The sequence below is a fragment of the Mesorhizobium sp. M0028 genome (assembly GCF_040323855.1).
Taxonomy (GTDB): Bacteria; Pseudomonadota; Alphaproteobacteria; order Rhizobiales; family Rhizobiaceae; genus Mesorhizobium.
Map to the genome: position 1 here is coordinate 151966 of NZ_JAMYVG010000011.1, position 23029 is coordinate 174994.

At 61.1% G+C, this 23029-nt stretch carries 22 protein-coding genes; 11 read left to right on the forward strand and 11 right to left on the reverse strand.

Going from position 1 to position 23029, the window contains the following annotated elements:
- Nucleotides 1-33: 33 nt before the first annotated feature.
- From recF to NKJ93_RS20910, 7 genes are all read right to left on the reverse strand, one after another.
- Entirely contained in the window at nt 34-1182 is a 1149-nt protein-coding gene (recF, locus tag NKJ93_RS20880) for a DNA replication/repair protein RecF (protein ID WP_352590853.1), read from the reverse strand.
- 25 nt (nt 1183-1207) lie between these two features.
- Entirely contained in the window at nt 1208-2326 is a 1119-nt protein-coding gene (gene dnaN, locus NKJ93_RS20885; protein ID WP_023719546.1) for a DNA polymerase III subunit beta, read from the reverse strand.
- 199 nt (nt 2327-2525) lie between these two features.
- Nucleotides 2526-4073, reverse strand: coding sequence for a chromosomal replication initiator protein DnaA (gene dnaA / locus NKJ93_RS20890; RefSeq protein WP_031194174.1), 1548 nt, complete (start codon nt 4071-4073; stop codon nt 2526-2528).
- A gap of 838 nt (nt 4074-4911) precedes the next feature.
- Entirely contained in the window at nt 4912-5178 is a 267-nt protein-coding gene (gene rpsT, locus NKJ93_RS20895) for a 30S ribosomal protein S20 (protein ID WP_023676922.1), read from the reverse strand.
- A gap of 160 nt (nt 5179-5338) precedes the next feature.
- Nucleotides 5339-6112, reverse strand: coding sequence for an enoyl-CoA hydratase (locus NKJ93_RS20900; protein ID WP_023719544.1), 774 nt, complete (start codon nt 6110-6112; stop codon nt 5339-5341).
- A 23-nt stretch (nt 6113-6135) separates the two neighbouring features.
- Nucleotides 6136-7026, reverse strand: coding sequence for a bifunctional DNA-formamidopyrimidine glycosylase/DNA-(apurinic or apyrimidinic site) lyase (gene mutM / locus NKJ93_RS20905; protein ID WP_352493778.1), 891 nt, complete (start codon nt 7024-7026; stop codon nt 6136-6138).
- Nucleotides 7019-8260 (reverse strand): phosphopentomutase, encoded by a 1242-nt coding sequence (locus NKJ93_RS20910; protein ID WP_023719542.1) that lies wholly within the window; start codon nt 8258-8260, stop codon nt 7019-7021. Before NKJ93_RS20910 ends, mutM begins: the two co-directional genes overlap by 8 nt.
- A 159-nt stretch (nt 8261-8419) precedes the next feature.
- Between NKJ93_RS20910 and NKJ93_RS20915 the strand changes: the two genes are divergently transcribed.
- Nucleotides 8420-9346: a phosphate/phosphite/phosphonate ABC transporter substrate-binding protein gene (locus tag NKJ93_RS20915; RefSeq protein WP_023719541.1), complete on the forward strand. Its 927-nt coding sequence runs from the start codon at nt 8420-8422 to the stop codon at nt 9344-9346.
- Between the two features lie 28 nt (nt 9347-9374).
- Here the strand turns inward: NKJ93_RS20915 and NKJ93_RS20920 are convergent, their stop codons facing one another.
- The 3 genes from NKJ93_RS20920 to NKJ93_RS20930 form a co-directional block, all read right to left on the reverse strand.
- Nucleotides 9375-9995: a TadE/TadG family type IV pilus assembly protein gene (locus tag NKJ93_RS20920; protein WP_023719540.1), complete on the reverse strand. Its 621-nt coding sequence runs from the start codon at nt 9993-9995 to the stop codon at nt 9375-9377.
- A gap of 30 nt (nt 9996-10025) precedes the next feature.
- The gene (locus NKJ93_RS20925; RefSeq protein ID WP_031194173.1) at nt 10026-10586 is read right to left on the reverse strand and encodes a TadE/TadG family type IV pilus assembly protein; all 561 of its coding nucleotides are present in this window, start codon (nt 10584-10586) and stop codon (nt 10026-10028) included.
- Nucleotides 10587-10736: 150 nt separating this feature from the next.
- On the reverse strand, nt 10737-11159 hold the full coding sequence (locus NKJ93_RS20930; protein ID WP_023719538.1) for a pilus assembly protein N-terminal domain-containing protein: 423 nt from the start codon (nt 11157-11159) through the stop codon (nt 10737-10739).
- 345 nt (nt 11160-11504) lie between these two features.
- On the opposite strand from NKJ93_RS20930, the gene NKJ93_RS20935 reads away from it, so the two are divergent.
- The 9 genes from NKJ93_RS20935 (at nt 11505) to NKJ93_RS20975 (ending at nt 20572) form a co-directional block, all read left to right on the forward strand.
- Nucleotides 11505-11678, forward strand: a complete 174-nt coding sequence (locus NKJ93_RS20935; RefSeq protein ID WP_023719537.1) for a Flp family type IVb pilin — start codon at nt 11505-11507, stop codon at nt 11676-11678.
- Between the two features lie 149 nt (nt 11679-11827).
- Nucleotides 11828-12346 (forward strand): A24 family peptidase, encoded by a 519-nt coding sequence (locus tag NKJ93_RS20940; RefSeq protein WP_352590856.1) that lies wholly within the window; start codon nt 11828-11830, stop codon nt 12344-12346.
- A gap of 191 nt (nt 12347-12537) precedes the next feature.
- Nucleotides 12538-13353 (forward strand): Flp pilus assembly protein CpaB, encoded by an 816-nt coding sequence (gene cpaB, locus NKJ93_RS20945; protein ID WP_023719535.1) that lies wholly within the window; start codon nt 12538-12540, stop codon nt 13351-13353.
- Complete coding sequence (locus NKJ93_RS20950; RefSeq protein WP_352493779.1) at nt 13350-14876, forward strand: type II and III secretion system protein family protein; 1527 nt, start codon at nt 13350-13352, stop codon at nt 14874-14876. Before cpaB ends, NKJ93_RS20950 begins: the two co-directional genes overlap by 4 nt.
- Before the next feature lie 14 nt (nt 14877-14890).
- A complete protein-coding gene (locus NKJ93_RS20955; RefSeq protein ID WP_023719533.1) occupies nt 14891-15625 on the forward strand; it encodes a CpaD family pilus assembly protein in 735 nt (244 codons plus the stop codon).
- A gap of 54 nt (nt 15626-15679) precedes the next feature.
- On the forward strand, nt 15680-16963 hold the full coding sequence (locus tag NKJ93_RS20960) for a CpaE/TadZ family protein (RefSeq protein WP_023719532.1): 1284 nt from the start codon (nt 15680-15682) through the stop codon (nt 16961-16963).
- 29 nt (nt 16964-16992) lie between these two features.
- On the forward strand, nt 16993-18501 hold the full coding sequence (locus tag NKJ93_RS20965) for a TadA family conjugal transfer-associated ATPase (RefSeq protein ID WP_023719531.1): 1509 nt from the start codon (nt 16993-16995) through the stop codon (nt 18499-18501).
- Between the two features lie 29 nt (nt 18502-18530).
- Nucleotides 18531-19544, forward strand: a complete 1014-nt coding sequence (locus NKJ93_RS20970) for a type II secretion system F family protein (protein WP_352590859.1) — start codon at nt 18531-18533, stop codon at nt 19542-19544.
- 11 nt (nt 19545-19555) lie between these two features.
- Entirely contained in the window at nt 19556-20572 is a 1017-nt protein-coding gene (locus tag NKJ93_RS20975) for a type II secretion system F family protein (protein WP_352483228.1), read from the forward strand.
- A gap of 116 nt (nt 20573-20688) precedes the next feature.
- On the opposite strand, the gene NKJ93_RS20980 is transcribed toward NKJ93_RS20975, so the two are convergent.
- Nucleotides 20689-21510, reverse strand: a complete 822-nt coding sequence (locus NKJ93_RS20980) for a tetratricopeptide repeat protein (RefSeq protein ID WP_023719528.1) — start codon at nt 21508-21510, stop codon at nt 20689-20691.
- Between the two features lie 122 nt (nt 21511-21632).
- Between NKJ93_RS20980 and NKJ93_RS20985 the strand changes: the two genes are divergently transcribed.
- Nucleotides 21633-23000, forward strand: coding sequence for a leucyl aminopeptidase family protein (locus NKJ93_RS20985; protein WP_352590862.1), 1368 nt, complete (start codon nt 21633-21635; stop codon nt 22998-23000).
- The last annotated feature ends 29 nt before the right edge of the window (nt 23001-23029 follow it).

The window sequence follows — 23029 nt, forward strand, 5'->3', positions numbered from 1 at the left end:
GCATGCGGCTCAGAAATGCGTCATGGACGAAGTTCAGATGGTCGGCCTGACCTTGCCGTGATCGACGGTCAGGAACTCCGCGCGTCCCTTGAGGCTGTCAAACAACGCGGCATCGGTCCCGGTCATGAAAGCCTGGCAGTTCAGCTCCTCCAGGATCGAGAACAAGGCCGCGCGCCGGCCGCCGTCGAGATGGGCGGCGATCTCGTCGAGCAGCAGGATCGGCGTCATGCCCGACATCTCGCCGGTTAGCCGTGCATGCGACAAGACAATGCCGACCAGCAGCGCCTTCTGCTCGCCGGTCGAGCAGAGTTCGGCCGGCATTGCCTTGGGCCGGTGGCGCACCACGAGATCGGAACGGTGCGGGCCGTCGAGCGTGCGTCCGGCGGTGCGGTCACGGTCGCGCCCTTGGGCAAGCGCACGACGGAACCGTTCCTCGACGTCGACGGCCGGCGAAATGCCGACTTCGCCTTCCAGTTCCCCCGAGATGCCGATGTCGGCTTGCGGAAACGGTCCGTCGCCGGGCAGACGGTCGATCATGGCGGCGAGCAGGCGCACCAGTTCGGCACGCGCCGCGGCAATTGCCACGCCGGTCTCCGCCATTTGCATCTCGATGGCATCGAACCAGGCACCGTCGCGCGAACCGTCGGCGAGCAGCCTGTTGCGGCCGCGCATTGCCTTTTCGTAGTCAAGCGCGCGCTGGCCGTGGCCGGGGTCGATCGCCAGCACCAGTCGGTCGAGGAAGCGCCGACGGTCGGCGGCTGGCCCGGGGAACAGGCCGTCCATGGCCGGTGTCAGCCAGACCACGCGCAGCCATTCCAGCATGTCTTCGGCTGAGCGCGCCGCCGCGCCGTTGATCCGCACCCGCCTGCCGCCTTCGCTGTCGCTGCCTGCAATCCCGGTACCGATCTCGACCTGGCCGTCCGGCCCGTCAAGCCGGGCATGCAGCGCAAAGCCACCGTCGCCGCCTTCGCGCGCCACCTCGGCATAGGGTGCGCGGCGCAGGCCGCGGCCTGGCGTGAGCAGCGAGATCGCTTCAAGCAGATTGGTCTTGCCGGCGCCATTGTCGCCGGAGAAAACCACAGCGCCGGGATCAAGGTCGATTGCCAACGCCGCATAATTGCGGAAATTCGTAAGTGTAAGCTTACTTATGTAAGTCTGCCGCGGGTTTGCAAATCTGGTCACGACAGCAGATGGCCTCGTTCGGGCCCTACACCCGCATCGGCATCAACACGTAGAGCGCGGTCTCGTCGGCCATGTCGTGGATCAGTGTCGGGGATCCGGCATCCGCCAGCATGAACTTCGCCTCCGTGCCGGTCAGTTGCGCGGCAACGTCGAGCAGGTATTTGGCGTTGAAGCCGATTTCGATCGGATCGGACGAATAGTCGGCTGCCAGTTCTTCGGTGGCGCTGCCTGAATCCGGATTGTTGACTGCAAGCGTGACCTGGCCTTCGGCGATCGAAAGCTTTACAGCCCGGCCGCGTTCGGACGAAATGGTCGAAACGCGATCGACGGCAGCGGCGAAACTCTGACGATCGATGATCAGCTTCTTGTCGTTGCCGGTCGGAATGACGCGCTGGTAGTCCGGGAAAGTGCCGTCGATCAGCTTGGAGGTCAAGATGACGCTGCCGATGGTGAAACGGATCTTGGTGTCCGACAGCTCGGTGGTCACCGCAATGTCGGGGTCGTCGACCAGCTTCTGCAACTCGCTGACCGTCTTTCGCGGGATGATGACGCCAGGCATGCCCTCGGAGCCCGCTGGTGCGTCGATCTCGGCGCGCGCCAGCCGATGGCCGTCGGTCGCGACCGAGCGCAGCTTCAGCTTGCCGCCAGCCTCGTGCGTGTGCAGATAGATGCCGTTCAGATAATAGCGCGTCTCCTCGGTCGAGATGGCGAACTGGGTCTTCTCGATGAGGCCCTTTAGCCCGAGGGAATCGAGCCGGAAAATATGCGAGAACGACCCGGCTGAAAGCTCGGGAAAGTCGGACTGCGGCAGGCACTGCAGGCGGAAGCTCGAGCGCCCCGACGTCACCGTCATGGCGTTGCCGTCTTCGTCGGTCTTCAGCGCCACCTCCGCGCCGTCGGCAAGCTTGCGCACGATGTCGTAGAGCAGATGCGCCGGAACCGTCGTCGCCCCGCCACGCTCGACCTTTGCCGGCGTTGCTTCGGTCACCTCCAGGTCGAGGTCGGTCGCCTTCATTTCAAGGCTGGCCCCCTCGGCGCTGAGCAGCACGTTCGACAGGATCGGAATGGTGTTGCGCCGCTCGACCACGCGGTGAACATGGTTGAGCGACTTCAGGAGATTTGACCGTTCCAGGATAACACGCATGACGAAACAGGCTCGCTTGAATGAATGAACGGGTCTCCGGCAAGCGGCGCCCCGCGAAAGGTCTGAACAGGCTCAGAATCTGCGTAAACTGACAGGAAAAACCCGGCAAACGCAAGCCCGCGCCACCGGTTCGGGCCGGCTGCACGGGCTTTCTGGGGATAAAAAGGCCGAAGTCCGCGAGCCGGCGTTTTTCGCGCCGTCAGGCCTGGTCGTTGATCAGCCTTCTCAGCAATTCGAGTTCCTGCGCCAGTGTGTTGTCGACGCCTGAAAGATCCTCGATCTTGCGCACGGCATGCAGCACCGTCGTATGGTCACGGCCGCCGAAACGCCGCCCGATCTCCGGCAGCGAGCGCGGCGTCATCACCTTCGACAGGTACATGGCGACCTGCCGTGGCTTGACGATGGTGCGTGTGCGCCGGTTGGACAGAAGTTCAGTCTTCGACACGTTGTAATGGCGTGCGACGATGCGCTGAATGTCCTCGATACGCACCCGCTTCGGCTCGCCGGAACGATAGATGTGGCCAAGGATCTCGTCGATGCGGTCGATGGTGATCTGCGGTTCGAAGGATTGGCGAAACAAAAGCTGGTTGAAGGCACCTTCGAGCTCGCGCCCGCTGCCGGTCACCGTGCGGGCAACGTGATTGAGGATCTCTTCGGAAATATCGAGCGACACATCGTCGAGCTTGGCGGTGGCAAGCCTGAGCTTGAGCATACCGATGCGCATGGCGAAATCCGGGGCCGACATTTCCAGCGCGACGCCGCCGTTGAGGCGCGAGCGGACGCGCGGCTCCAGCGACTCCAATTCCGACGGCGGCCGGTCGGCAGCGACCACCACTTGCTTGGCGCTGTCGAGCAGCATGTTGATCAAATGGCAGAATTCATGCTGGATCGACTTGCCCTGCAGGAACTGCATGTCGTCGATGATGAGAAGGTCGATGTCGCGAAGCTGTTCTTTCAGCGTCAGTGCGTTGTTGTCGCGAATCGCGGTGGCGAACCGCCACATGAAATATTCAGCCGTCAGATAGACGACCCGCGATTTCGGGTTCTGCTTCAGCGATTCTGCGGCGATCGCCTGCAACAGATGCGTCTTGCCCAGCCCAACCGTCGCGTGAAGAAAGAGCGGATTGAAGCGCACCGCGCTCGACTGTGATTCCGCGACCGCCTTGGCAGCGGCAAAAGCCACTCGGTTCGATGGTCCCTCGATGAAGGAGGTGAAAGTGTAGCGTGGATCGAGCGGCGAACCGAGCACATTGTGCCGGAACTCTGTCTCTGCCGGCATTCCTGGGCGGGGTGCCGGGACCCGCTCGACCCTGCTGGGGCTCGCCGTGCCCGCAGAGAGAGCGGTTTGCGTCTGCCTGGTCATCTTGCGTGCCGGGGCCACTTCCGGCTCGACGCTGTTGCGGCCCTGGCGTGTGGCGGTGCGAACGACGATCTCGATCTTGAGGATCTCCGGATCCTCGTGCTTCCACAACTCGGCGATGAGATCGAGATAGTGGCCGTTGATCCATGAACGCAGGAATGCGGTTGGCACCGAGATGCGGACAATGCCCTTGGAGGATTCAGCGACCTTCATGCGCCCGAACCAGCTCGAATAGACCTCGGTTCCCAGACGCGCCTTCAGCTGGGCCTTGACCCGATCGAACTTCTGTTCAGCTTCATTGGAAGCCGCCATGTCGTTCCTTCCGATTAACGTTCCAGGAAATGGGAGGTCGCCCGTAAGCTCCCTTTCGATGCCGCCGCTCTGCATGATCGAGTTCCTTGTCTCTTGTACCTGTTTTCCGCCGGGGATGCGCCTCCTGCATCCATGTTTCCGGCGACCGTGTCTTCGCTGCGACACCATCGCCACCGCCGGCTGATGAATCGCCTCGTTGTCGGTCCGGCGCCGAAGTGCCGATCCGCCTTGGTCATGTCAGGGCAATAAAATGCCGTCCGGCGAAAAACGCCGGCGCACCGTCGACCTGCCATGTACAATTACGCCAGTCCCCTACCGTATCAAAAAGACAAACCAACCCTGTCCGCGGAGTTGAATCCGCGTTGTAAACTCTGCCAATTTGAGCTGGCCGGTTTCAGGCTGGTCAAGGGCCAAGGGCCCGTCCCTTCGATGGACAGACATTACCGAAATCGCTGTGGATAGGGCAAGGCCACCCCTAACGGATTTTTAAGGAATCTGACTAGCAAGGGACGGTTCGGACGCCATGCCGCAACAGTTGATTTTGACAAAGCCATTGTGATTCAAACCCTTTTCCGGCGAATATGAAAAAGGCCACACAACGGGAAATTTTCTGAAATAATTCACTTGACAGCCAATTGTCGCCTATCGACCGCAGCCGATGTGAACAAGCTGTGGATCACCATCTGTAAACTGCTGAAAAGAAACGGTAATCTGTGACGCTCGGAAATTTTCGCATTGGCGGTTTCGAAGGCTGCGAATATCAGCGGGCATGTATATGCCGGCAAAGCATTTCGAACTTTGAAATGCACGCGGAGCGCCGTTTTGCGGGCTTTCTTTTAAGTACTTGCCGGCAAAGGAAAAAACCCGGCGCGATCGGCCGGGTTTGAAGAAGCGCAGTTCAGGAAAAGGTATATTAGGCCGACAGCACCTTGACCCGTTGGGCCAGCCGCGACACCTTGCGCGATGCAGTGTTCTTGTGCACCACGCCCTTGGTCGCGGCCCGCATCAATTCCGGCTCGGCCACCTTGAAGGCAGCCTGTGCGGCCGCCTTGTCGCCAGCCGCGAGCGCCTCTTCGACCTGGCGGATGTAGGTCCGGACGCGGGAGCGACGGTTCTTGTTGATCGCTGCGCGACGGGCGATCTTGCGCGTTGCCTTTTTGGCCGAGGAGGTATTGGCCATGGTGCCTCTCTTCTGATCTGGTGGGCGCTTGCGGGATACCGCGGGGCGCAAAAAACAAACGGGCAGCCACAGGGCCGCCTCGGTTGGTGCGGCTTATAGTTCAGCTTTTCCGGCGCGTCAACGCTGCGGCGCTTTCTTTTTGGCCGGTGCCTTCGTCATCTCATCGGTTCGTGAAATTCGGCTTCCGCTTGCCGGTGAAGGCCGCCATGCCTTCCTTCTGGTCGTCCAGCGCAAACAGCGAATGAAACAGCCGGCGCTCGAACCGCAGGCCCTCGGTGAGCGTCGTCTCATAGGCGCGGTTGACGGCCTCCTTCGCCATCATCACCGATGGCAAGGAAAAACCGGCGATCTTGGCCGCTGCCTTAAGCGCTTCCTCGATCAACTCGCCGGCTGGCACGACGCGCGAGACCAGGCCGGAACGCTCGGCCTCGGCTGCGTCCATCATTCGCCCCGTCAGGCACATATCCATCGCCTTCGACTTGCCGACGAAGCGGGTCAGGCGCTGCGATCCGCCCATGCCGGGCATGACACCCAGCGTGATCTCGGGTTGGCCAAACTTGGCGGTATCGGCGGCGATGATGAAATCGCACATCATCGCCAGTTCGCAGCCGCCGCCCAGAGCGTAGCCCGCCACCGCCGCGATGATCGGCTTTCGTGCCCGCGTAAATTCTTCCCAGCCGACGAAGAAATCCTGCAGATAGGCATCCACATAGGAGATCGACTGCATTTCCTTGATATCGGCACCTGCGGCGAAAGCCTTTTCCGAACCAGTGATGACCATAGCGCCGATGTCGGCATTTGCGCCCATGCTGTTCACCGACGCAACCAGTTCCGCCAGCACTTGTGAATTCAGCGCATTGAGCGCTTGCGGCCGGTTCAGCGTAATCAGCCCGACCTTGCCGCGGGTCTCGACGATGATGGTTTCATAGCCCATGCTTGCTCCTCCTCGCTTGTGTTTCAAGCCTGACAGGTCCGGCAGTGGAAGGTTGAGCGACCGCTTTGCACGATACGCTCGATGTGTCCGCCACAACCAGGCTTGGGGCAGGCCTCGCCCTCGCGATCATAAACCGCGAAGGAATGCTGGAAGTAGCCCAGCGATCCATCGGTCTGCATATAATCGCGCAACGACGAGCCGCCGGCGGCGATCGCGTCGGCGACGACCGAGCGGATTGCTTCGGCCAGGCGTTCGCTCTGTTCTCTGGCTTTCTTGCCGGCTCTCGCGAGCGTGCCCGCTTTGCGCAGCGGTGACAGGCCGGCCCGCCAAAGCGCTTCCGAGACGTAGATATTGCCTAGCCCGGCGATCAGCCGTTGGTCGAGAAGTGCCGCCTTCAGCGGTGACTTGCGACCTTTCAGCAGCGAAGCGAGCAGAGCGCCGTCCAGTGCATTGCCTGTAGGCTCGACACCTAATCCCGCCAGCATCGGATGCATGTCTGGCTCGTCTTCCGAAAACAGCATGAACCCGAAGCGGCGCGGGTCGTTGAAGATCACGCGAGAGCGGACGCCGGCAGGTGATGTGATGTCGAAGACGACGTGATCGTGAGCGGTGTTTTTCGAACGTTCATAGTGGAACGCGCCGGGTGTTGCACTCTCGTCGGCCGTTTCGACGCGAAACGAACCCGACATGCCGAGATGGCAGATCAGCACCGGGCCGTTGTCCAGGTGCATCGTCAGATATTTGGCGCGGCGGCCGAGCGCTGCAATCGTCTTGCCGGTCAGCCGCTCCGAAAATCTCTCGGGGAATGGAAACCGCAAATCGGGCCGGCGTGCCTCGACACCGACGATGCGGGCACCTTCAAGGACCGGCTGCAGACCGCGCCTGACTGTCTCGACCTCCGGCAGCTCAGGCATGGCCGCTTATCGTGGCATGGAAGGAGGTGCCGTATGGGCCGGGCGCCAGCCCGAGATGTTCGGCCACGGTTTCGCCGATGTCGGCAAATGTCGTCCTCAGTCCAATGTCCGCGCCTTTGAAACCCGGCCGTGTGCCGATAACCGGAATACGCTCGCGTGTGTGGTCGGTGCCGCGCCACGTCGGATCGTTGCCGTGATCGGCGGTCAAAATGAGCAGATCGCCTGGCCTCAGCCGCGCGAATGCCTCCGGCAGGCGCCGGTCGAAAGCTTCGAGTGCGGCGGCATACCCCGCGACGTCGCGCCGATGTCCGAACTCGGTATCAAAGTCGACAAAGTTCGCGAAGACGAAGTCGCCGTCGCGGGCATCTTCCATGGCGCCAAGCGCTTTGTCGAACATCGCCATGTTGCCGGCAGCCTTGCGGACTTCCGAGATCCCCCGATGGGCGAAGATGTCGCCGATCTTGCCGATTGCGATAACCCGGCTGCCGCGCGCCGTCAGCCGGTCGAGCAGCGTCGGTTCCGGCGGCGGTACGGCATAGTCGCGACGATTATGCGTTCGCGCGAACGTGGCGGCGGTTTCACCGATAAACGGTCGTGCGATGACGCGCCCGATATTCAGCGGATCGACCAGCCCGCGCACTATCTTGCAGAAGTCGTAAAGCCGTTCCAGGCCGAAATGAACCTCATGCGCGGCGATCTGCAGGACGGAGTCGACCGAGGTGTAGCAAATCGGCTTGCCGGTGCGGATATGGTCTTCGCCGAACCGTTCGATGATCTCGGTGCCGGGGGCATGACAATTGCCGAGAATGCCGGGCACCTTCCCTTCACGCACCATTGCTTCGGTCAACTCGGCTGGAAAGGCGGGAATCGTGTCGGGGAAGTAACCCCAGTCGAAACGGACCGGCAGGCCGGCTATTTCCCAATGGCCCGATGGCGTGTCCTTGCCGCTCGAAACCTCCTGTGCCGCGCCGTGAAAGGCGGCGGCAAACTCGACGCTGCCGCCATTCTCGAACCTGAAACCCGTCGCCGTTGCCGCGGCATGGCCGAGGCCGAGCGATAGCATGTTTGGTACAAGAAGCGGTCCGCCACGCAGGCCTTCGCGATTGGCGCGGCCTTCCGCGCAGGCCTGCGCGATGTGTGCGAACGTGTTGGAGCCAGTGTCGCCATAGCGTTCGGCGTCGGCCGCGCCGCCGATGCCGAAGGAGTCAAGGACAAAAAGGGAGGCGCGTGCCATCAAAGGTTCATCATTGCCTGGGTGTTGACTCAGACATAGGGTTCCGCGCTGCCGTTGGCAATTCGGAAACCCGAACGGCACGGCTTGGCGTGCTGGTCCGGGAGAAACGAATCGCGGCATGGTCGATCTGCCGATCGAAATGCGCGGCATGGAGCTCGCATGAGGCCTGCCCTGAAAGCATTCGCTGCCGTACTGGCCTTGCTGCTGGATGCATCTTGCGCGAACCTGGCGCGTGCCGATTGGCGCGATGATATCGGAACGTTCCGTATCGGTATCGTCGCCGAGCCTGGCGCCGGCAACACCGTTCCAGGTCTGGCGCTGCTGACCGACGCCTATACCAAAGCGCTCGGCATGAAGGTGGAGTTTGTCGTTGCCCGCGACTATACGTCGTTGATCGAGGCGCAGGCCAATGCGCGGATCGAATATGCAATCTATTCGGCAACCGCCTACGCCGCCGCCTCCGAACGGTGCGGATGTGTCGAACCTCTCGCGGCGCCGCTCGATTCCGGCGGCGCCATCGGCATCCGCTCCGTACTGCTGACGCGCGACGGGAGGGTTCCCGATCTGATGGCCATGGCAGTCCATCGGGTCGTCATGGCGCCTTTCGACAGCGTCGGTGGTGCTTTGTTGCCGCTTGCCGGGCTGGCTGCAGACGGGGTCAACGTGGCGGAAGATGCGCCGTTTTTGACCCACGCCAATTCGGCTGCCGCAGCTGAAGCAATGCTGGTCGAGGGCGAGGCCGATGCCATATTCGGCTGGATCCCGGCTGTGGCAGAGGGACGGCCAAATCCTCCTGGCGGCACGGTGGCGAGGCTCGAGGCCGCAGGGCTCTCGAAATCGTCGCTTCAGGTCGTATGGACCTCAGGCCTGCTGAGGTATGGTCCGCACGCCGTCCGCAGCGATCTGGACCCCGAAGCCAAGCGCCGGCTCACCGTCTTTCTCACCAATCTCAGATCAGCCGCGCCGGACATTTACGATCTTCTGGAGCCGAGACACTCCGGCGGGTTCGCCGTTGCCGGTCCGAGGGATTATGTGCTGGCTGCGGCCATCGTGCACCTGGTCTCGGCCCGCGGCCGCACGCAATAGCTACAGCCCGGTTAGCGGGCTTCAGGCGTCAGCAATCGCTGCACGGAATGGTCGGGCTCCTTCGCGGCCGTAGATAATAAGTTTCCGCCATCGATATCGAATTGAAGGCCGAGCTCAACCCGAACCGGCTTTGGCCATCCGCCGACCAGGTGATGATTGGCTTGTAGGCGAGATCGCTTTCGACCCGAATGAGGAAAGTGCCTTTGATCTTGAGCGCGCTCGGGACCGTTGTGGCGGAATCCTTGATGGCGTCGACGCTAGAGACACCATCGACTACTTTGCGCGACCACACGACCAAGACTTTCGGCGTCGTCTCGTCCGTGACCTGTATCGCCGTAATGATGATCTTCGGTTTCGAACGATTATAGGGCTGAAGCGTGGAACTGCCGATCGCGATGATGGCATCGAGATCGGCCGCCTTGATGGTCTGCTGCTGCGTGACAAGGTCCGCTACCATGCTGCCGATGCGGCTGACCTTCTTGCTGGTCTCGATGGCTTGCGAGGCTTCCATGGTCATAAAGTACATGATCAACAGGACAGGCACGATGAGGGCAAACTCGACAGCCGCAATACCGCGGCGGTCCGAGCAAAGCCGGACTGCTCTTGTACAAATCTCTGCGATGCCCAGCTGTGCCCCCGCACGAATCATGGCTTTGCCCTTTTCAAGCGACTAGGTGGTTCAGTTGTCGAACGGCTCGTTCTGCCAAGTGATCGAAGCGAAATGCAGCGTTTTGCCGTCCTTCAGATTGGCCATCGACTTGGCCATGAAGTCGGTCATCACCGGCCATTTGTAAAAAACCCGCAGCATGTTTCTCGACTCTGCCAGGCCTGGTGCGACGGTGAAGGTCTGTGTGCTCGTGCCCTTGGTCAACACGACGTCGCCATCCTGGATCTTGAAACCGGCCAGCGCCGCATCGGCGAAGGTCGGATATTCGCGCAAATCCACCAGCAATCCGGGACAGGTCTTGGCGACCATGATCTCCAACTTGGTGCAGATCATATCCCGCAGCTTGGTCCCGGACACATCGGCCGGTCTTAATTGGCCGGTACGCAGTTGGCGCGCGATGTCGTCTGTGGCGTTTGCCATCACTTCTTGTGCGGCAAATGAAATACAGCTCTCCAGGATGGCGAAGACAAGAAGCGCGAATGGAATTGCAAGCATGGCGAATTCGATCGCCGTGCTTCCGCGTCGGTCGCCCAAAAACCTTCCGGGAAAACCTGCTCGTCCTGCCTTGCTCATGTCCTCTACCCGCCGATTCCAGTTCTGCATCGGATCCCACCATTAGTCGGAACCGATTGAAGTCCGGTTGGAATGACCGTTAAATTCGGCGGAAAGGCCTTAACCAGGCAATAACCGAAGCGTTCCCGCAAAGGTGGAGAAGTCGGCTAGCTAATGCCCGGCGCTCATCTCGGCCTCAGAGGCCTTCTCGGCATCGCTCTTGTACGAGCTTTCGCAATATGGCGCGCAGGACATGGTCTGTACTTCGGCACGCCGATAGATGCGCACCGACGACGCTGCCTGGCGCACGACCGTTATTTGCTCATCGACGATCGGGTTGCCCTCCTGATCGAGGACGACAAGATTGGTGACGCCAAATCCCTTGCCGGTCAGTACGATCGTCGATGCGTCCTGCACGGAGGCGTCAGCGATCGCCGGATTGCCGACGACAATCGTATCGGCGGCGCGCGACAATTTGACGATCTTTGCCTGGTTCATCGTGACCTCGATGCCGGCGCCTGCCTTGGCTGGAACGGCGAAAGCCGCTGCGGCAAGAACCACGGCAATTGGAAATGACGATCTCGGCCCGGCCATTGAGGCGCTCCCCGGCAACAAACTGTTCAACAGAACATGAACGAGATTGGTGAACCAACCGTTAAGCGGCTGGAGTTCAGGATTAAGCCGGAACCGGCATTGGGCTAGCAGGCACGGCTCAAACCTCTTTGCCGAATTGCGCCTTTTGCGCCCTTTGTTAGCCTGTGGACCCAGTGGCCGGTATTTTAGTCCTGGGTTAACTACGCAATGTCATCGAAGCGGGAAAGGAATCGGTAAGCCTGTTTATTAAGCCGATCGAAACAGCTTCCGCTTACATTCGCAGCATCCGATCAGCCATCAAGAGAAGTTGACGGAAGTGCTGTAACAATTGGAGTAGGAGCTCGAATGTCTAACCTCATCGCACGTTTTGTGAAGGACGAATCCGGCGCGACCGCTATCGAATACGGTCTGATCGCCGCCCTCATCGCGCTCGCCATCATGGTTGGCGCCGGCTCGCTCGGCAACGCGCTGAACGCCAAGTTCGACAAGATCGCCAGCAAGGTCAACGGCGTCAATTAAGCTACGCGGCCAGTCACTTTTCAAGAACAGGGGCCGCTCCGTTGCGGCCCTTGTTGCATTATAGTAACAAAACACTTTGAAGTCTCATCAGTCGTTAATAGAATGTGCCTAGGTTAGGCCAGGTACAATTTGACCACAGGCGCGCGTCCATGCTTGAAGCCGTGATCTTCGTCGTCTTTCCGTTCTGCATGCTTTTTGCCGCGATCTCCGACATGCTGTCGATGACGATCGCCAATCGCGTGCCTGTGCTGCTTGTGGTTGTCTTCGCCTTGGTAGCGCCTTTGACCGGCATGGATTGGGCCACCTATGGCTGGCATTTCGCCGCCGCCGGCCTGGTTCTCGCGGTGACGTTCGGCCTGTTCGCGCTTGGCGGCATGGGCGGCGGCGACGCGAAGCTTCTGGCCGCCACTGTCATGTGGATGGGACTGAATGTCCATCTCATCGAATATCTCGTCGCCTCGACATTCATAGGCGGCTTGCTGACGCTTGCCATTCTCGCCTATCGAAAATCGCTGCTTGCCGCCGTCACAAGCCACAATCCGTTCCTGCGCCATTTCGCCGATGACGCGACCGGTGTTCCGTACGGCATTGCGCTTGGCATTGGCGGTCTGCTTACCTATCCGGACTCGCCGTTAATGGCCTGGGCTCTCGCCAGGCTGGCGGGCTGATTTGCGTTACTCCGTTTGCGCCGGGCCTGGCGAGTTGGCGACGTCTTTCCTTCGGGCCGCGCTTGGTCGCTCTAATTTATGTAAACGTTAAATTAATCACGATCGTAAGTATAACATTAACCTTGTTTTGACGATTGCCGCTGCAAAGTCCGGCTTGGCCAGGTGGTTTGCCAAGGGCGAGGTTCGGACAGATGCCAGCATCCCGATTGATTATTCTAGGCGTGGCGATAGCCGCGGCCGGAGGTGCAGGCTATGTCGCGAAGAACATGGTCGCGCCTCCGCCGCCTCCGGTTGTCGATTCCGGCCCCCAAGCGCCGGCGATCGCGCTGCAGGACGTGCTTGTCCTTTCCGGCGATGTTCCGATGGGCAGTCCGCTAGAGAACAACATTTCCTGGGAGTCATGGCCGTCCGCCGGCATCAACGCAAATTTCATCACCCGCGCCGCCGAGCCTGAAGCGCTGGATAAGCTGAAGGGCGGCGTCGCGCGCGTGGCGCTGTATGCCGGCGAGCCGTTGCGGCGCTCGAAGTTGATCGGTGAGGGGCAAAGCTTCATGTCGTCGATCCTGCCCTCCGGCATGCGGGCTGTCGCCACAAGCATCTCGGCCGACACTTCGGCCGGTGGCTTTATTCTTCCCAACGATTTCGTCGACGTCATCATGACCCGCAGAGCCGATACCGCCAATGGCGGTAGTCCGGGCTTCACGACCGAGACTATCCTCAAGAACATTCGCGTCCTGGCGATCGACCAGACCATTCAGGAGGATGAGGAAGGCAAGAAGACCAGGGTCGGCCAGACCGCCACCCTGGAACTGACGCCGCAGCAGTCCGAGATCATCACCGTCGCTCAGCAGATGGCGGATCGCCTGACATTGGCACTGCGCTCAATCAAGGACAGCCAGGACAAGAATGTGGGGGAGGCCGACTACTTGGTTTCCGGCAATGGTCGGCGCGGAACGGTGCGGTTGATCAAGTCGGGCGAAGTTTCCGAAGTGGGGGCGAGGAAATGAAGCTAAAAACCAAACTGCCGGTCACCTTGGCTGCGGCGATCGGCCTGTTTCTCCTTGGAACGAATGCGTATGGCACTCTCGATGCCCATGCGGCGAACAATGCCAGGGTCACAGCCTCGACGGCCACCCAGCGAGTGAAGCTCGGGCTCAACAAATCGGTGGTCATCGACCTGCCGAGCGATGCCTACGATATTCTCGTTGCCAACCCCGCGGTAGCCGATGCGGTGACCCGCACCGCCAGGCGCATCTATCTATTCGGAAAGGCGGTCGGCGAGACCAACATCTTCGTCTTTGGCCCGAATGGCGAACAGATCGTCAGCCTTGATCTGGCGGTCGAACGCGATGTTGCCGGGCTGGAGGACTATATCAAGCGCTTCATCCCGTCATCGGAGATCAAGGTCGAGTTGCTGAACGACAATGTCGTTCTGACCGGAACCGTTGACACTCCGCTGGACGCCAAGCGTGCGCAAGACCTGGCGGAGATCTTCGTCTCAGGCGGCGAAGCGACCACGGGTCAATATTCGCAGACCGCTGCCGGCGGCTCCGCCGATGCCGGCGTCGACATCAACAATCCGGACACCGAGCGCCGCGTCAGCAAGATCGTCAACCTGCTGCAGATTATCGGCGACGACCAGGTGACGCTCAAGGTGACGGTTGCCGAAGTCAGCCGCTCGGTGATGAAGCAGCTCGGCGTCAACATGATCGGCAGCGGCAGCAGCAACGGCATCAGCTGGAGCGCGTTAAGCGACAATTTCACGGGTTTAGGCAAGTCGCTGTCGAACTCGGGCCTCTCTATCAGCAGCTCGACGCTGCAGGCCTATATCAACGCCATGGAACAGTCCGGCGTCATGAAGACTCTCGCCGAGCCAACATTGACGGCCGTATCCGGCGAGAAGGCGACCTTCAAGGTCGGCGGTGAATATAACATGGTGACCGGCGTTTCCGAAGCCGTCTCCAACGATAACCAGACAGGTCTGAAAACCTATTCAGTCGAGAAGATCGAATATGGTATTGGCCTGGAATTTCAGCCGGTGGTGCTGTCTCCCGGCCGCATCAGCCTGAAAGTCAGGACGTCGGTCTCCGAGCCGACAACGGAAGGGTCAGTATCTTATTCCGAAGGCGTAAAAAGCCTTGGCATGAACGCCCTGTCGCTTCGCAAACGCTTGGCCGACACGACGGTGGAACTGCCTTCGGGCGGCTCGATGATGATTGCCGGGCTCGTCCGCGACGATGTCAGGCAAGCCGTCAACGGCTTGCCTGGCCTGACAAAGATTCCAGTGCTCGGCGCGCTCTTCCGCAGCAGGGATTTCGTTCGCAACGAGACCGAGCTCGTCATCATCATCACGCCCTATCTGGTGAAGCCGGTGGCGCGCAACGACCTTGCCAAGCCTGACGACAATTTCAACGCCGCCAGCGACGGGGCCGCCATGTTCCTTGGACGCGTCAACCGCGTCTACGGCACCATGCAGACCGACAAGCCCAACGGCCGTTATCACGGCGTTATCGGCTTCATCTACAAGTAAGCGGGGAAGCGGACATGTCTCAGTCAGCATCGAAGACAAAGGCGATCACCGCGATGCGGTCGGTCCATTTGCGAATCTGGCGGCCCGCCGTTCCCATCATGGCGGTCGTGATGGCGGCATCACTGGCCGGCTGCGCCAATCGCGACAGCGTCACGGTCGGTGCCATACCGGACGACTATCGCACCACCCATCCGATCGTCATCGCCGAGAAGATCCAGAAGATCGACCTTCCGGTCGGCGCCGGCGACCGTGGCATGACCAGATTCCAGCGCGACACGCTCCTGGGCTTTCTGGACGGATACGACAGGAGCGCGGCTCCGGTGCTGACGATTGAGGTCCCGAGCGGCTCGGCTAACGAAATCGCAGCGGCCGCGGCCGGCCGCGATTTCGCCAGGCTTGCCATAGCCAGCGGCATCAGCCGGAAGCGGATCGCCGTGCGGTCCTATCAATCCGTTTCGGCCGAAGCGTCCGCCCCGGTCCGTGTCGCCTACGTCTCGGTGAAGGCTCAGACGGACAAATGCGGGCGCTGGCCGGAAGACCTTCTGGAGACTTCGGAAAACAAGCATTATGCCGATTTCGGCTGTTCGTACCAAAACAACCTTGCCGCCCAGATGGCCAATCCGGCCGATCTGATCGGGCCGCGCAAACAGACTCCCATCGACGCGGCAAATCGGAGCGCGGTGATCGACGTCTATCGCGACAGAGGAATTTCGGACGAACTCCTCGGCAATTCGGAAGTCGAATATTAACGAGTGTTGAGGCTCAACAGACCTAAGCCGCGCAAGTCACTGAAAGAGATGACAATGAGCAATCTTGCCTATGACACAGAGGTAGCAGGCGGCGAAACCTCGGAGCAGGATATTGCCGCGATGCAGGCGTTGCGGCCGATCCCGCGCATTTCGATCCAGGCGTTCTGCGAGACCGAAGGCGTAGCCAATCCGGTCGAGCGCGCTGGCGAGGATCGCCGTATGGCCAAGGCCCATCTGAAGGTGCATATGGGGGGCATCCCCACCGCTATCGAATTCTACCAGTCTGCGCCGACACCGAACCTGATCCTGCTTGAATCGCGCAGCGAGCCGAAGCTGTTGCTGGAACAACTCGCCCAGCTCTCCGAGCACTGCGATCCGACCTCCAAGGTGGTGGTTGTCGGCCATTACAACGATGTCGGCCTGTATCGCGAACTCATCCGTTCGGGCATTTCCGAATATGTCATCGCCCCGGTATCGATGGCCGACATCGTCAGCGTGGTGTCCTCGATCTTCGTTGATCCGGAAGCTGAGCCGATCGGCCGCTCGATTGCCTTCATCGGCGCCAAGGGCGGCGTCGGCTCCTCGACAATAGCCCATAATGTGGCTTGGGCCATGTCGTCCCTTTTCAAGTCCGAAGTGGTTGTCGCCGATCTCGACCTCGCCTTCGGAACGGCCAACATCAATTTCGACCAGGACCCGGCGCAGGGCATTGCCGAGGCGGTCTTCTCGCCGGAACGTGTCGACGAGGTCTATCTCGACCGGCTGCTCGCCCAATGCGCCGAGCACCTGTCGCTGCTTGCGGCACCTTCGACCCTGGAGCGGGTCTACGATTTCGAGCCCGACGCCTTCACCCAGCTTATCGACATAGCCCAGCGTAGCGCGCCGCTCCTCGTGCTCGATGTCCCCCATGTGTGGGCCGGCTGGACCAAGAACACGCTGGTCAAGGCCGACGAGATCGTCATCACGGCGACGCCCGAACTGGCCAATCTGCGAAACACAAAGAACCTGGTCGACATGCTGAAGCGGCTTCGTCCAAACGATCCTGCGCCAAAGCTTGTGATCAACCAGGCCGGTGTGCCGAAACGTCCCGAGATTACGCCGTCCGATTTCTCCGAATCGCTCGGCCTTTCGCCGATGTCGGTCATCCCGTTCGAGCCGCTTTTGTTCGGAAATGCCGCCAACAACGGACGTATGCTCGGTGAGATGGATGCCAAGAGCCCCGTCGTCGCCACGATCAACGAGATTGCCCATGTGCTGACGGGGCGCAGCGAAATCAAGGTGAAGAAAAAGGCTGGCCTCGGCAACCTGCTCGGCAAGCTTTCGCGCAACAAGAAGTGATGCCGCAGCGGTGGAATTGGTAAGCGATCATGTTTGGTAAAAGAGGCAGCGACGACGGCAACCGGACCATCCCGGAATTCCGTCAGCCAGCACCCGCACCTGCCGCGCCGGCGGCCGCGAACCCTGTGGAAGCGGCGGTAGCTGCCAGGCCCGGGGCGCTGCCGCCATCCGGCGCGCCTGCAGGGCCGGCGGTTCGCCGTGCGGTCGAGCCGCCGCCATTGGCGCCGGAGCCGAAAAGGATTCAGCGTGAGCGCAGCGAGAGCTATTACGACACCAAAAGCCAGGTCTTCTCCGCACTCATCGACACGATCGATCTGTCGCAGCTCGCCAAGCTCGATCCCGAAAGCGCGCGCGAGGAAATCCGCGACATCGTCAACGACATCATCGCGATCAAGAACTTCGCGATGTCCATCGCCGAGCAGGAAGAGCTTCTCGAGGATATCTGCAACGACGTCTTGGGCTACGGGCCGCTGGAGCCACTGCTTGCCCGCGACGATATTGCCGACATCATGGTCAATGGCTCCAAGAACGTCTACATCGAGGTCAACGGCAAGGTCGAGCAGACCGGCATCCGTTTCCGCGACAACCAGCAGCTCCTCAACATCTGCCAGCGTATCGTCAGCCAGGTTGGCCGCCGCGTCGATGAATCAAGCCCAATCTGCGATGCGCGTCTTCCTGATGGCTCCCGTGTCAACGTCATCGCACCGCCCTTGGCCATCGACGGCACCGCCCTTACCATCCGCAAGTTCAAGAAGGACAAGCTGACGCTCGACCAGCTGGTCAAGTTCGGCTCGATTTCGCCGCAAGGCGCCGAGATTCTCAAGATCATCGGCCGCGTCCGTTGCAACATTGTCATTTCGGGCGGTACCGGCTCCGGCAAGACGACGCTGCTCAATTGCCTGACCAACTATATCGACCGCGAGGAACGCGTCATTACGTGCGAGGACTCGGCTGAGCTGCAATTGCAGCAGCCACATGTGGTGCGTCTCGAAACACGTCCGCCCAACCTTGAAGGTGAGGGCGAAGTGACCATGCGCGACCTGGTCAAGAACTGTCTGCGCATGCGGCCCGAGCGCATCATCGTCGGCGAGGTGCGTGGACCCGAAGTGTTCGACCTATTGCAGGCGATGAACACCGGCCATGACGGCTCGATGGGAACGATCCACTCGAATAGCCCGCGCGAATGCCTCAACCGTATAGAGTCAATGATCGCCATGGGCGGCTACACGCTGCCGCAAAAAACCGTACGCGAAATTGTCGTCGGCTCCGTCGACGTGATCATACAGGCTGCACGCCTGCGCGACGGATCGCGGCGCATCACCCACATCACCGAGGTGATCGGCATGGAAGGCGACGTCATCATCACCCAGGACATCGTTCTCTATAACATCAAGGGCGAGGATGCGAACGGCAGGTTGCTGGGCGAGCACGTGTCGACCGGCATCGGCCGTCCGCATTTCTGGGAGCGCGCCCGCTACTATGGCGAGGAGCAGCGCCTAGCAGTTGCGCTCGAGGCGATGGAGAAACGCGCTGACTGATCCGTCTGGAAGCGTGGGGGCCAGGGTCGATGTTCGGGATTGACAGCACCGTATTGGCATTCGTCGTGCTCGCCGGCTTCAGCGCCGGCGCAGTGGCCTATGCTTTCCTGTTCAATCGGATCAGCACCGAGAAGCAGGTCGGCAAGCGGCTTGAATCGATCAAGACCGCCGAGACGGATCGTTCCGTAGTCAAGGCTTCGCGCGATCGCGTGGCGGAAGCGGCCAAGCGTCGCAAATCCGTCCAGGATTCGCTGAAGGACCTCGACCAAAAGCAAAAGTCCAATCAGAGCCTGGCCAAGAAACCACCGCTGAAAATCCAAATCCGCCAGGCCGGCATGAAGGTCTCGATTGAGCGCTTCTATGTCTACTCGGCGGTCTGCGGCGTCGTCTTGACGGCTTTGGTCTATTTCATCGGCGCACCGCTGCTGGTTTTGCCGGCCGCGCTGCTGGTCGGTGTCTTGGGTCTGCCGCGCTGGTTCGTCTCGTTTCGCCGCGCGCGCCGCGTCAAGGCGTTCCTCAACGAATTTCCGAACGCGCTCGACATCATCGTGCGTGCGGTAAAATCCGGCCTGCCGCTAAACGACGCCGTGCGCCTGATCGCCAACGAATCCCCCGAGCCGGTCAAGACCGAGTTCCGCCGCATCGTCGATTCGCAGCAAATGGGTTTGTCGATCCCCGACGCGGCCATGCGCATGCCCGAAACGATGCCGTGCACCGAGGCGAGCTTCTTCGGCATCGTCATCCAGATCCAGTCTCAGGCTGGCGGCAATCTTTCCGAAGCGCTGGGCAATCTTTCGCGCGTGCTTCGCGACCGCAAGAAAATGAAGGCCAAGGTCCAGGCGTTGTCTATGGAAGCCAAGGCATCCGCCGTGATCATCGGCGCGCTGCCTTTCGTCGTCGCCTTTCTCGTCTATCTGACGAGCCCGAACTACATCATGCCCCTCTTTACCACCAGCACCGGCCATCTGATCCTCGGTTGTTCCGGCGTCTGGATGTCGATGGGTATCCTGGTAATGCGCAAGATGATGAACTTCGAAGTCTAGGATTCGCGCGTATGACCGATCACGTCATCAGAACTCTCACCGACCCGTCCCTGCTGATCGCACTGCTGGTCGGAATCGCGGTGTTTGCGACGGTCTTCACGCTGCTGCCCGCCTTTGGCGGGAACCAGCTCAAGGCGCGCATGAAATCCGTGGCGCTGGAGCGCGATGAGCTGCGCGCCAAACAGCGCGCGCGGCTGGCAGTCGAAGCCGACCGCCGCCGCAAGGGCCTGCGCGAAGAGCAGTCGGTCGGCATGCGCAATATTGTCGATCGCCTGGATCTCAGGCGTGCGCTGGCGGACGAAGGTACCTTGCAGAAATTGAAAGTGGCGGGTTTTCGCGGCCAAAATCCGCTGACGCGCTTCCTTTTTTTCCGCCTCGTCCTGCCCTTCATCGGCTTTGCATTGGCGGCCATATATCTGTTCGTGCTTGGAGGACTGCCCGAGCAGCCGCTTTTCGTGAAGCTGTTCGTCTGCATCGTCGTTGCCTATGCCGGGTTCTACGCGCCGGTGCTCTACGTCAACAACCGTGCGACCAAGCGCAAGCAGTCGATTCAGATGGCGTGGCCGGACGCGCTCGACCTGTTGCTGATATGCGTCGAGTCCGGCATGTCGGTGGAAGCAGCGCTTCGCAAGGTCGCCGATGAGATCGGCGCGCAATCGGTGGCATTGGCGGAAGAATTCATCCTGACCAATGCCGAACTTTCCTATCTGCAGGAGCGCAAGCAGGCGTACGAGAACCTTGCAAGCCGCACTGGCCTCGAATCCGTCAGGTCGGTGTCCCAGGCGTTGGTTCAGGCCGAGCGCTACGGTACGCCCGTGGCGCATGCGCTGCGCGTGCTTGCCGCTGAGAGCCGCGACATGCGCATGAATGCCGCCGAGAAGAAGGCGGCCGCGCTGCCGCCGAAGCTTACCGTGCCGATGATCCTGTTCTTCCTGCCGGTGCTGTTCGCCATCATTCTGGGTCCCGCCGGCATCCAGGTGAGTCAGCGCGGCATCTTTGGCGACCAGCCGAAATCGAGCAGCCAGTAGCCCAAGCGGCGTCGCCACAAACGCTGCTACGATTCAAAGCCGCGCTGCCGGTGTCGCGCGGTTCCTTGCGTTTGACATGTTGCGGAATTCTCGCGCCGGTTCGGCGCTCGAAGCGGTCAGTTGGTGGCAGGCTTTGCCTTGTCCTGCTCCTTGAGCTGGCTCCAGGCATTCTGCTGCGCCAGCATCTGGCGAAGGTAAGCGACGTTGGCCTGCGCCTGTTCCGGCGACAGCTCTTGTGAGGCGATCTTCTCGGCCTCGTCGAAACGTCCTTGCAGACCGACGACCAGCGCTAGGTTCTGGCGGACGCGACTGTCGGCATTCGGCTGCTGGGCGGCCGAGCGCATATAGGTTTCGGCCGTGCGCAAATCGCCTTCCAGCACGTACGACATGCCGAGATTGGAAAGGATCGACGGTTCGTTCGGCTTGAGGTCCAGCGCCTTGCGATAGTCTTGACGCGCCTCGTCCTTTTGGCCGAGCTGGTCGAGAATGGCAGCTTCCGCCGATACAAGTTTCCAGTCAGGATATTCGGGCGTCTGCGCGCGGCGCACGGCATCGAGAGCTGGCTCGAACTGTCCGTTGGCGGCAAGCGCCTTGCCATAGGCGGCGAGCACGTCGCGGTCCTTCGGCAAGGCAATCGCCAGCTTGCGCATCACCGCAAGCGACTGGTCGGCGTCACCGTCCATCTGCAGCGCCGCGGCATAGTTTGTCGCGATCCGCTTGTCGTTGGGGCTTTTCGAGTAGGACTGCCCGAGCGCCATCGTGGCGTTGTGCAGTTCGCCCGCCGACATTGTTTCCAGCGGCTTGCCGCTTGGGCGAGAAATCGAGCCAGTCGTCAATTTGCTGGTTCCGCAGCCAGCGACGCTTGCGGCAAGCACCATCATCAACGCCGTGGTGATCAGCCTATTTGCGCTGGCGTTCATCCTGCGGTCGGTCGGCATCGGCACCAGGGCTCCGTTCATGCGCGTGACCATTTGCGTGGTCATCTTCCCTCCCGCAGAAATATTCTGTTAACCCTAACGGAGAGTTAAGAAATGCCGACTCAGAAGCCGGAGACCAGCGAATGCCTGTTGAACTCGTCGAGAAAAAATTGAGCAATGCGCTGCCGGTCCATTTGGTGGCGAAGGATGCGCAGGCGGCGGCGGGCCTTGAGCCATCCTCAGTCGCCTGGGCCAAGGCCAACGGCTTTTCCGGCGAGGCCGGCAGGACGCTGGTTGTGCCTGGCGACAACGGTGCGATTGGCGGAGCCCTGTTCGGCACCGGCGACGACGAGGGTGCAATGGCCGTCGGGGCACTGGCGAGAGCCTTGCCCGAAGGCGAGTGGCGTCTTGCGTCCGCACCGGCCAAGCCGGAGCTTACGGCACTCGCGCTGGCACTCGGCGGCTATGTCTTCACCCGCTATGGCAAGAAGCCCGGCAGGACGCTTCGCTTCGCGCTGCCGTCCGGCGCCGACGCCGCTCGCGTCAGACGCATCGCCGATGGCGTTTTCCTGGCACGCGACCTGGTCAACACGCCGACCAGCGATATGGGTCCCGGCCAGCTGGAGAATGCCGCCCGGACCTTGGCCGCGACGCACAAGGCTGAAATATCGGTGACCAAGGGCGACGATCTTCTCGCCGCCAACTTTCCGATGATTCATGCCGTCGGTCGCGCTTCGGCCGACGCGCCGCGCCTGATCGACATGATTTGGGGGCCGAAGAATGCCCCCAAGATAACGCTGGTCGGCAAGGGCGTCTGCTTCGACACAGGCGGCCTCGACATCAAGCCGTCCTCGGGCATGCTTTTGATGAAGAAGGACATGGGCGGCGCTGCCAACGTGCTGGGCCTCGCTTCCATGATCATGGCCGCCAGGCTGAAGGTCCGGCTGCGCGTGCTCATCCCCGCTGTCGAGAATTCGATAGCCGGCAACGCCTTCCGTCCAGGCGATGTGCTGGTGAGCCGCAAAGGCATCACCGTCGAAATCGGCAACACCGACGCTGAAGGGCGGCTGGTCCTCGCCGACGCCTTAGCCTTGGCCGACGACGAGGAGCCGCAGATGCTGGTCGATATGGCAACACTGACAGGCGCTGCCCGTGTTGCGCTCGGCCCCGACCTGCCGCCCTTCTACACCGGTGACGAGGCGCTTGCATCCGAGCTGGCGGACGCCTCCGTTGCGGTCGAGGATCCGCTATGGCGCATGCCGTTGTGGAAGCCCTATGACGCCAAGCTGGCGTCGAAAATTGCCGATATCAACAACGTCACGTCGGATGGTCTCGCCGGCTCGATCACCGCGGCGCTATTCCTGAAGCGCTTCGTCCAAAAGACCGCCAGCTGGGCGCATTTCGACATCTTCGCCTGGAACCCGTCGGACCGCCCGCACGGCCTTGCCGGCGGCGAGGCGCAAGGCATCCGGGCGCTGGAGCGTGTCATTTCGAACCGCTTCGGCGGATGATGTCTCGGCATAGCCGACGAAGGTGTTGA

Coding starts and splice junctions, on each gene's coding strand:
- dnaN (WP_023719546.1), bottom strand. CDS start 2,326: ATGCGTGTTATCCTGGAACGGTCAAATCTCCTGAAGTCGCTCAACCAT.
- dnaA (WP_031194174.1), bottom strand. CDS start 4,073: ATGCAGAGCGGCGGCATCGAAAGGGAGCTTACGGGCGACCTCCCATTT.
- rpsT (WP_023676922.1), bottom strand. CDS start 5,178: ATGGCCAATACCTCCTCGGCCAAAAAGGCAACGCGCAAGATCGCCCGT.
- NKJ93_RS20900 (WP_023719544.1), bottom strand. CDS start 6,112: ATGGGCTATGAAACCATCATCGTCGAGACCCGCGGCAAGGTCGGGCTG.
- mutM (WP_352493778.1), bottom strand. CDS start 7,026: ATGCCTGAGCTGCCGGAGGTCGAGACAGTCAGGCGCGGTCTGCAGCCG.
- NKJ93_RS20910 (WP_023719542.1), bottom strand. CDS start 8,260: ATGGCACGCGCCTCCCTTTTTGTCCTTGACTCCTTCGGCATCGGCGGC.
- NKJ93_RS20915 (WP_023719541.1), top strand. CDS start 8,420: ATGAGGCCTGCCCTGAAAGCATTCGCTGCCGTACTGGCCTTGCTGCTG.
- NKJ93_RS20920 (WP_023719540.1), bottom strand. CDS start 9,995: ATGATTCGTGCGGGGGCACAGCTGGGCATCGCAGAGATTTGTACAAGA.
- NKJ93_RS20925 (WP_031194173.1), bottom strand. CDS start 10,586: ATGAGCAAGGCAGGACGAGCAGGTTTTCCCGGAAGGTTTTTGGGCGAC.
- NKJ93_RS20930 (WP_023719538.1), bottom strand. CDS start 11,159: ATGGCCGGGCCGAGATCGTCATTTCCAATTGCCGTGGTTCTTGCCGCA.
- NKJ93_RS20935 (WP_023719537.1), top strand. CDS start 11,505: ATGTCTAACCTCATCGCACGTTTTGTGAAGGACGAATCCGGCGCGACC.
- NKJ93_RS20940 (WP_352590856.1), top strand. CDS start 11,828: ATGCTTGAAGCCGTGATCTTCGTCGTCTTTCCGTTCTGCATGCTTTTT.
- cpaB (WP_023719535.1), top strand. CDS start 12,538: ATGCCAGCATCCCGATTGATTATTCTAGGCGTGGCGATAGCCGCGGCC.
- NKJ93_RS20950 (WP_352493779.1), top strand. CDS start 13,350: ATGAAGCTAAAAACCAAACTGCCGGTCACCTTGGCTGCGGCGATCGGC.
- NKJ93_RS20955 (WP_023719533.1), top strand. CDS start 14,891: ATGTCTCAGTCAGCATCGAAGACAAAGGCGATCACCGCGATGCGGTCG.
- NKJ93_RS20960 (WP_023719532.1), top strand. CDS start 15,680: ATGAGCAATCTTGCCTATGACACAGAGGTAGCAGGCGGCGAAACCTCG.
- NKJ93_RS20965 (WP_023719531.1), top strand. CDS start 16,993: ATGTTTGGTAAAAGAGGCAGCGACGACGGCAACCGGACCATCCCGGAA.
- NKJ93_RS20970 (WP_352590859.1), top strand. CDS start 18,531: ATGTTCGGGATTGACAGCACCGTATTGGCATTCGTCGTGCTCGCCGGC.
- NKJ93_RS20975 (WP_352483228.1), top strand. CDS start 19,556: ATGACCGATCACGTCATCAGAACTCTCACCGACCCGTCCCTGCTGATC.
- NKJ93_RS20980 (WP_023719528.1), bottom strand. CDS start 21,510: ATGCCGACCGACCGCAGGATGAACGCCAGCGCAAATAGGCTGATCACC.
- NKJ93_RS20985 (WP_352590862.1), top strand. CDS start 21,633: ATGCCTGTTGAACTCGTCGAGAAAAAATTGAGCAATGCGCTGCCGGTC.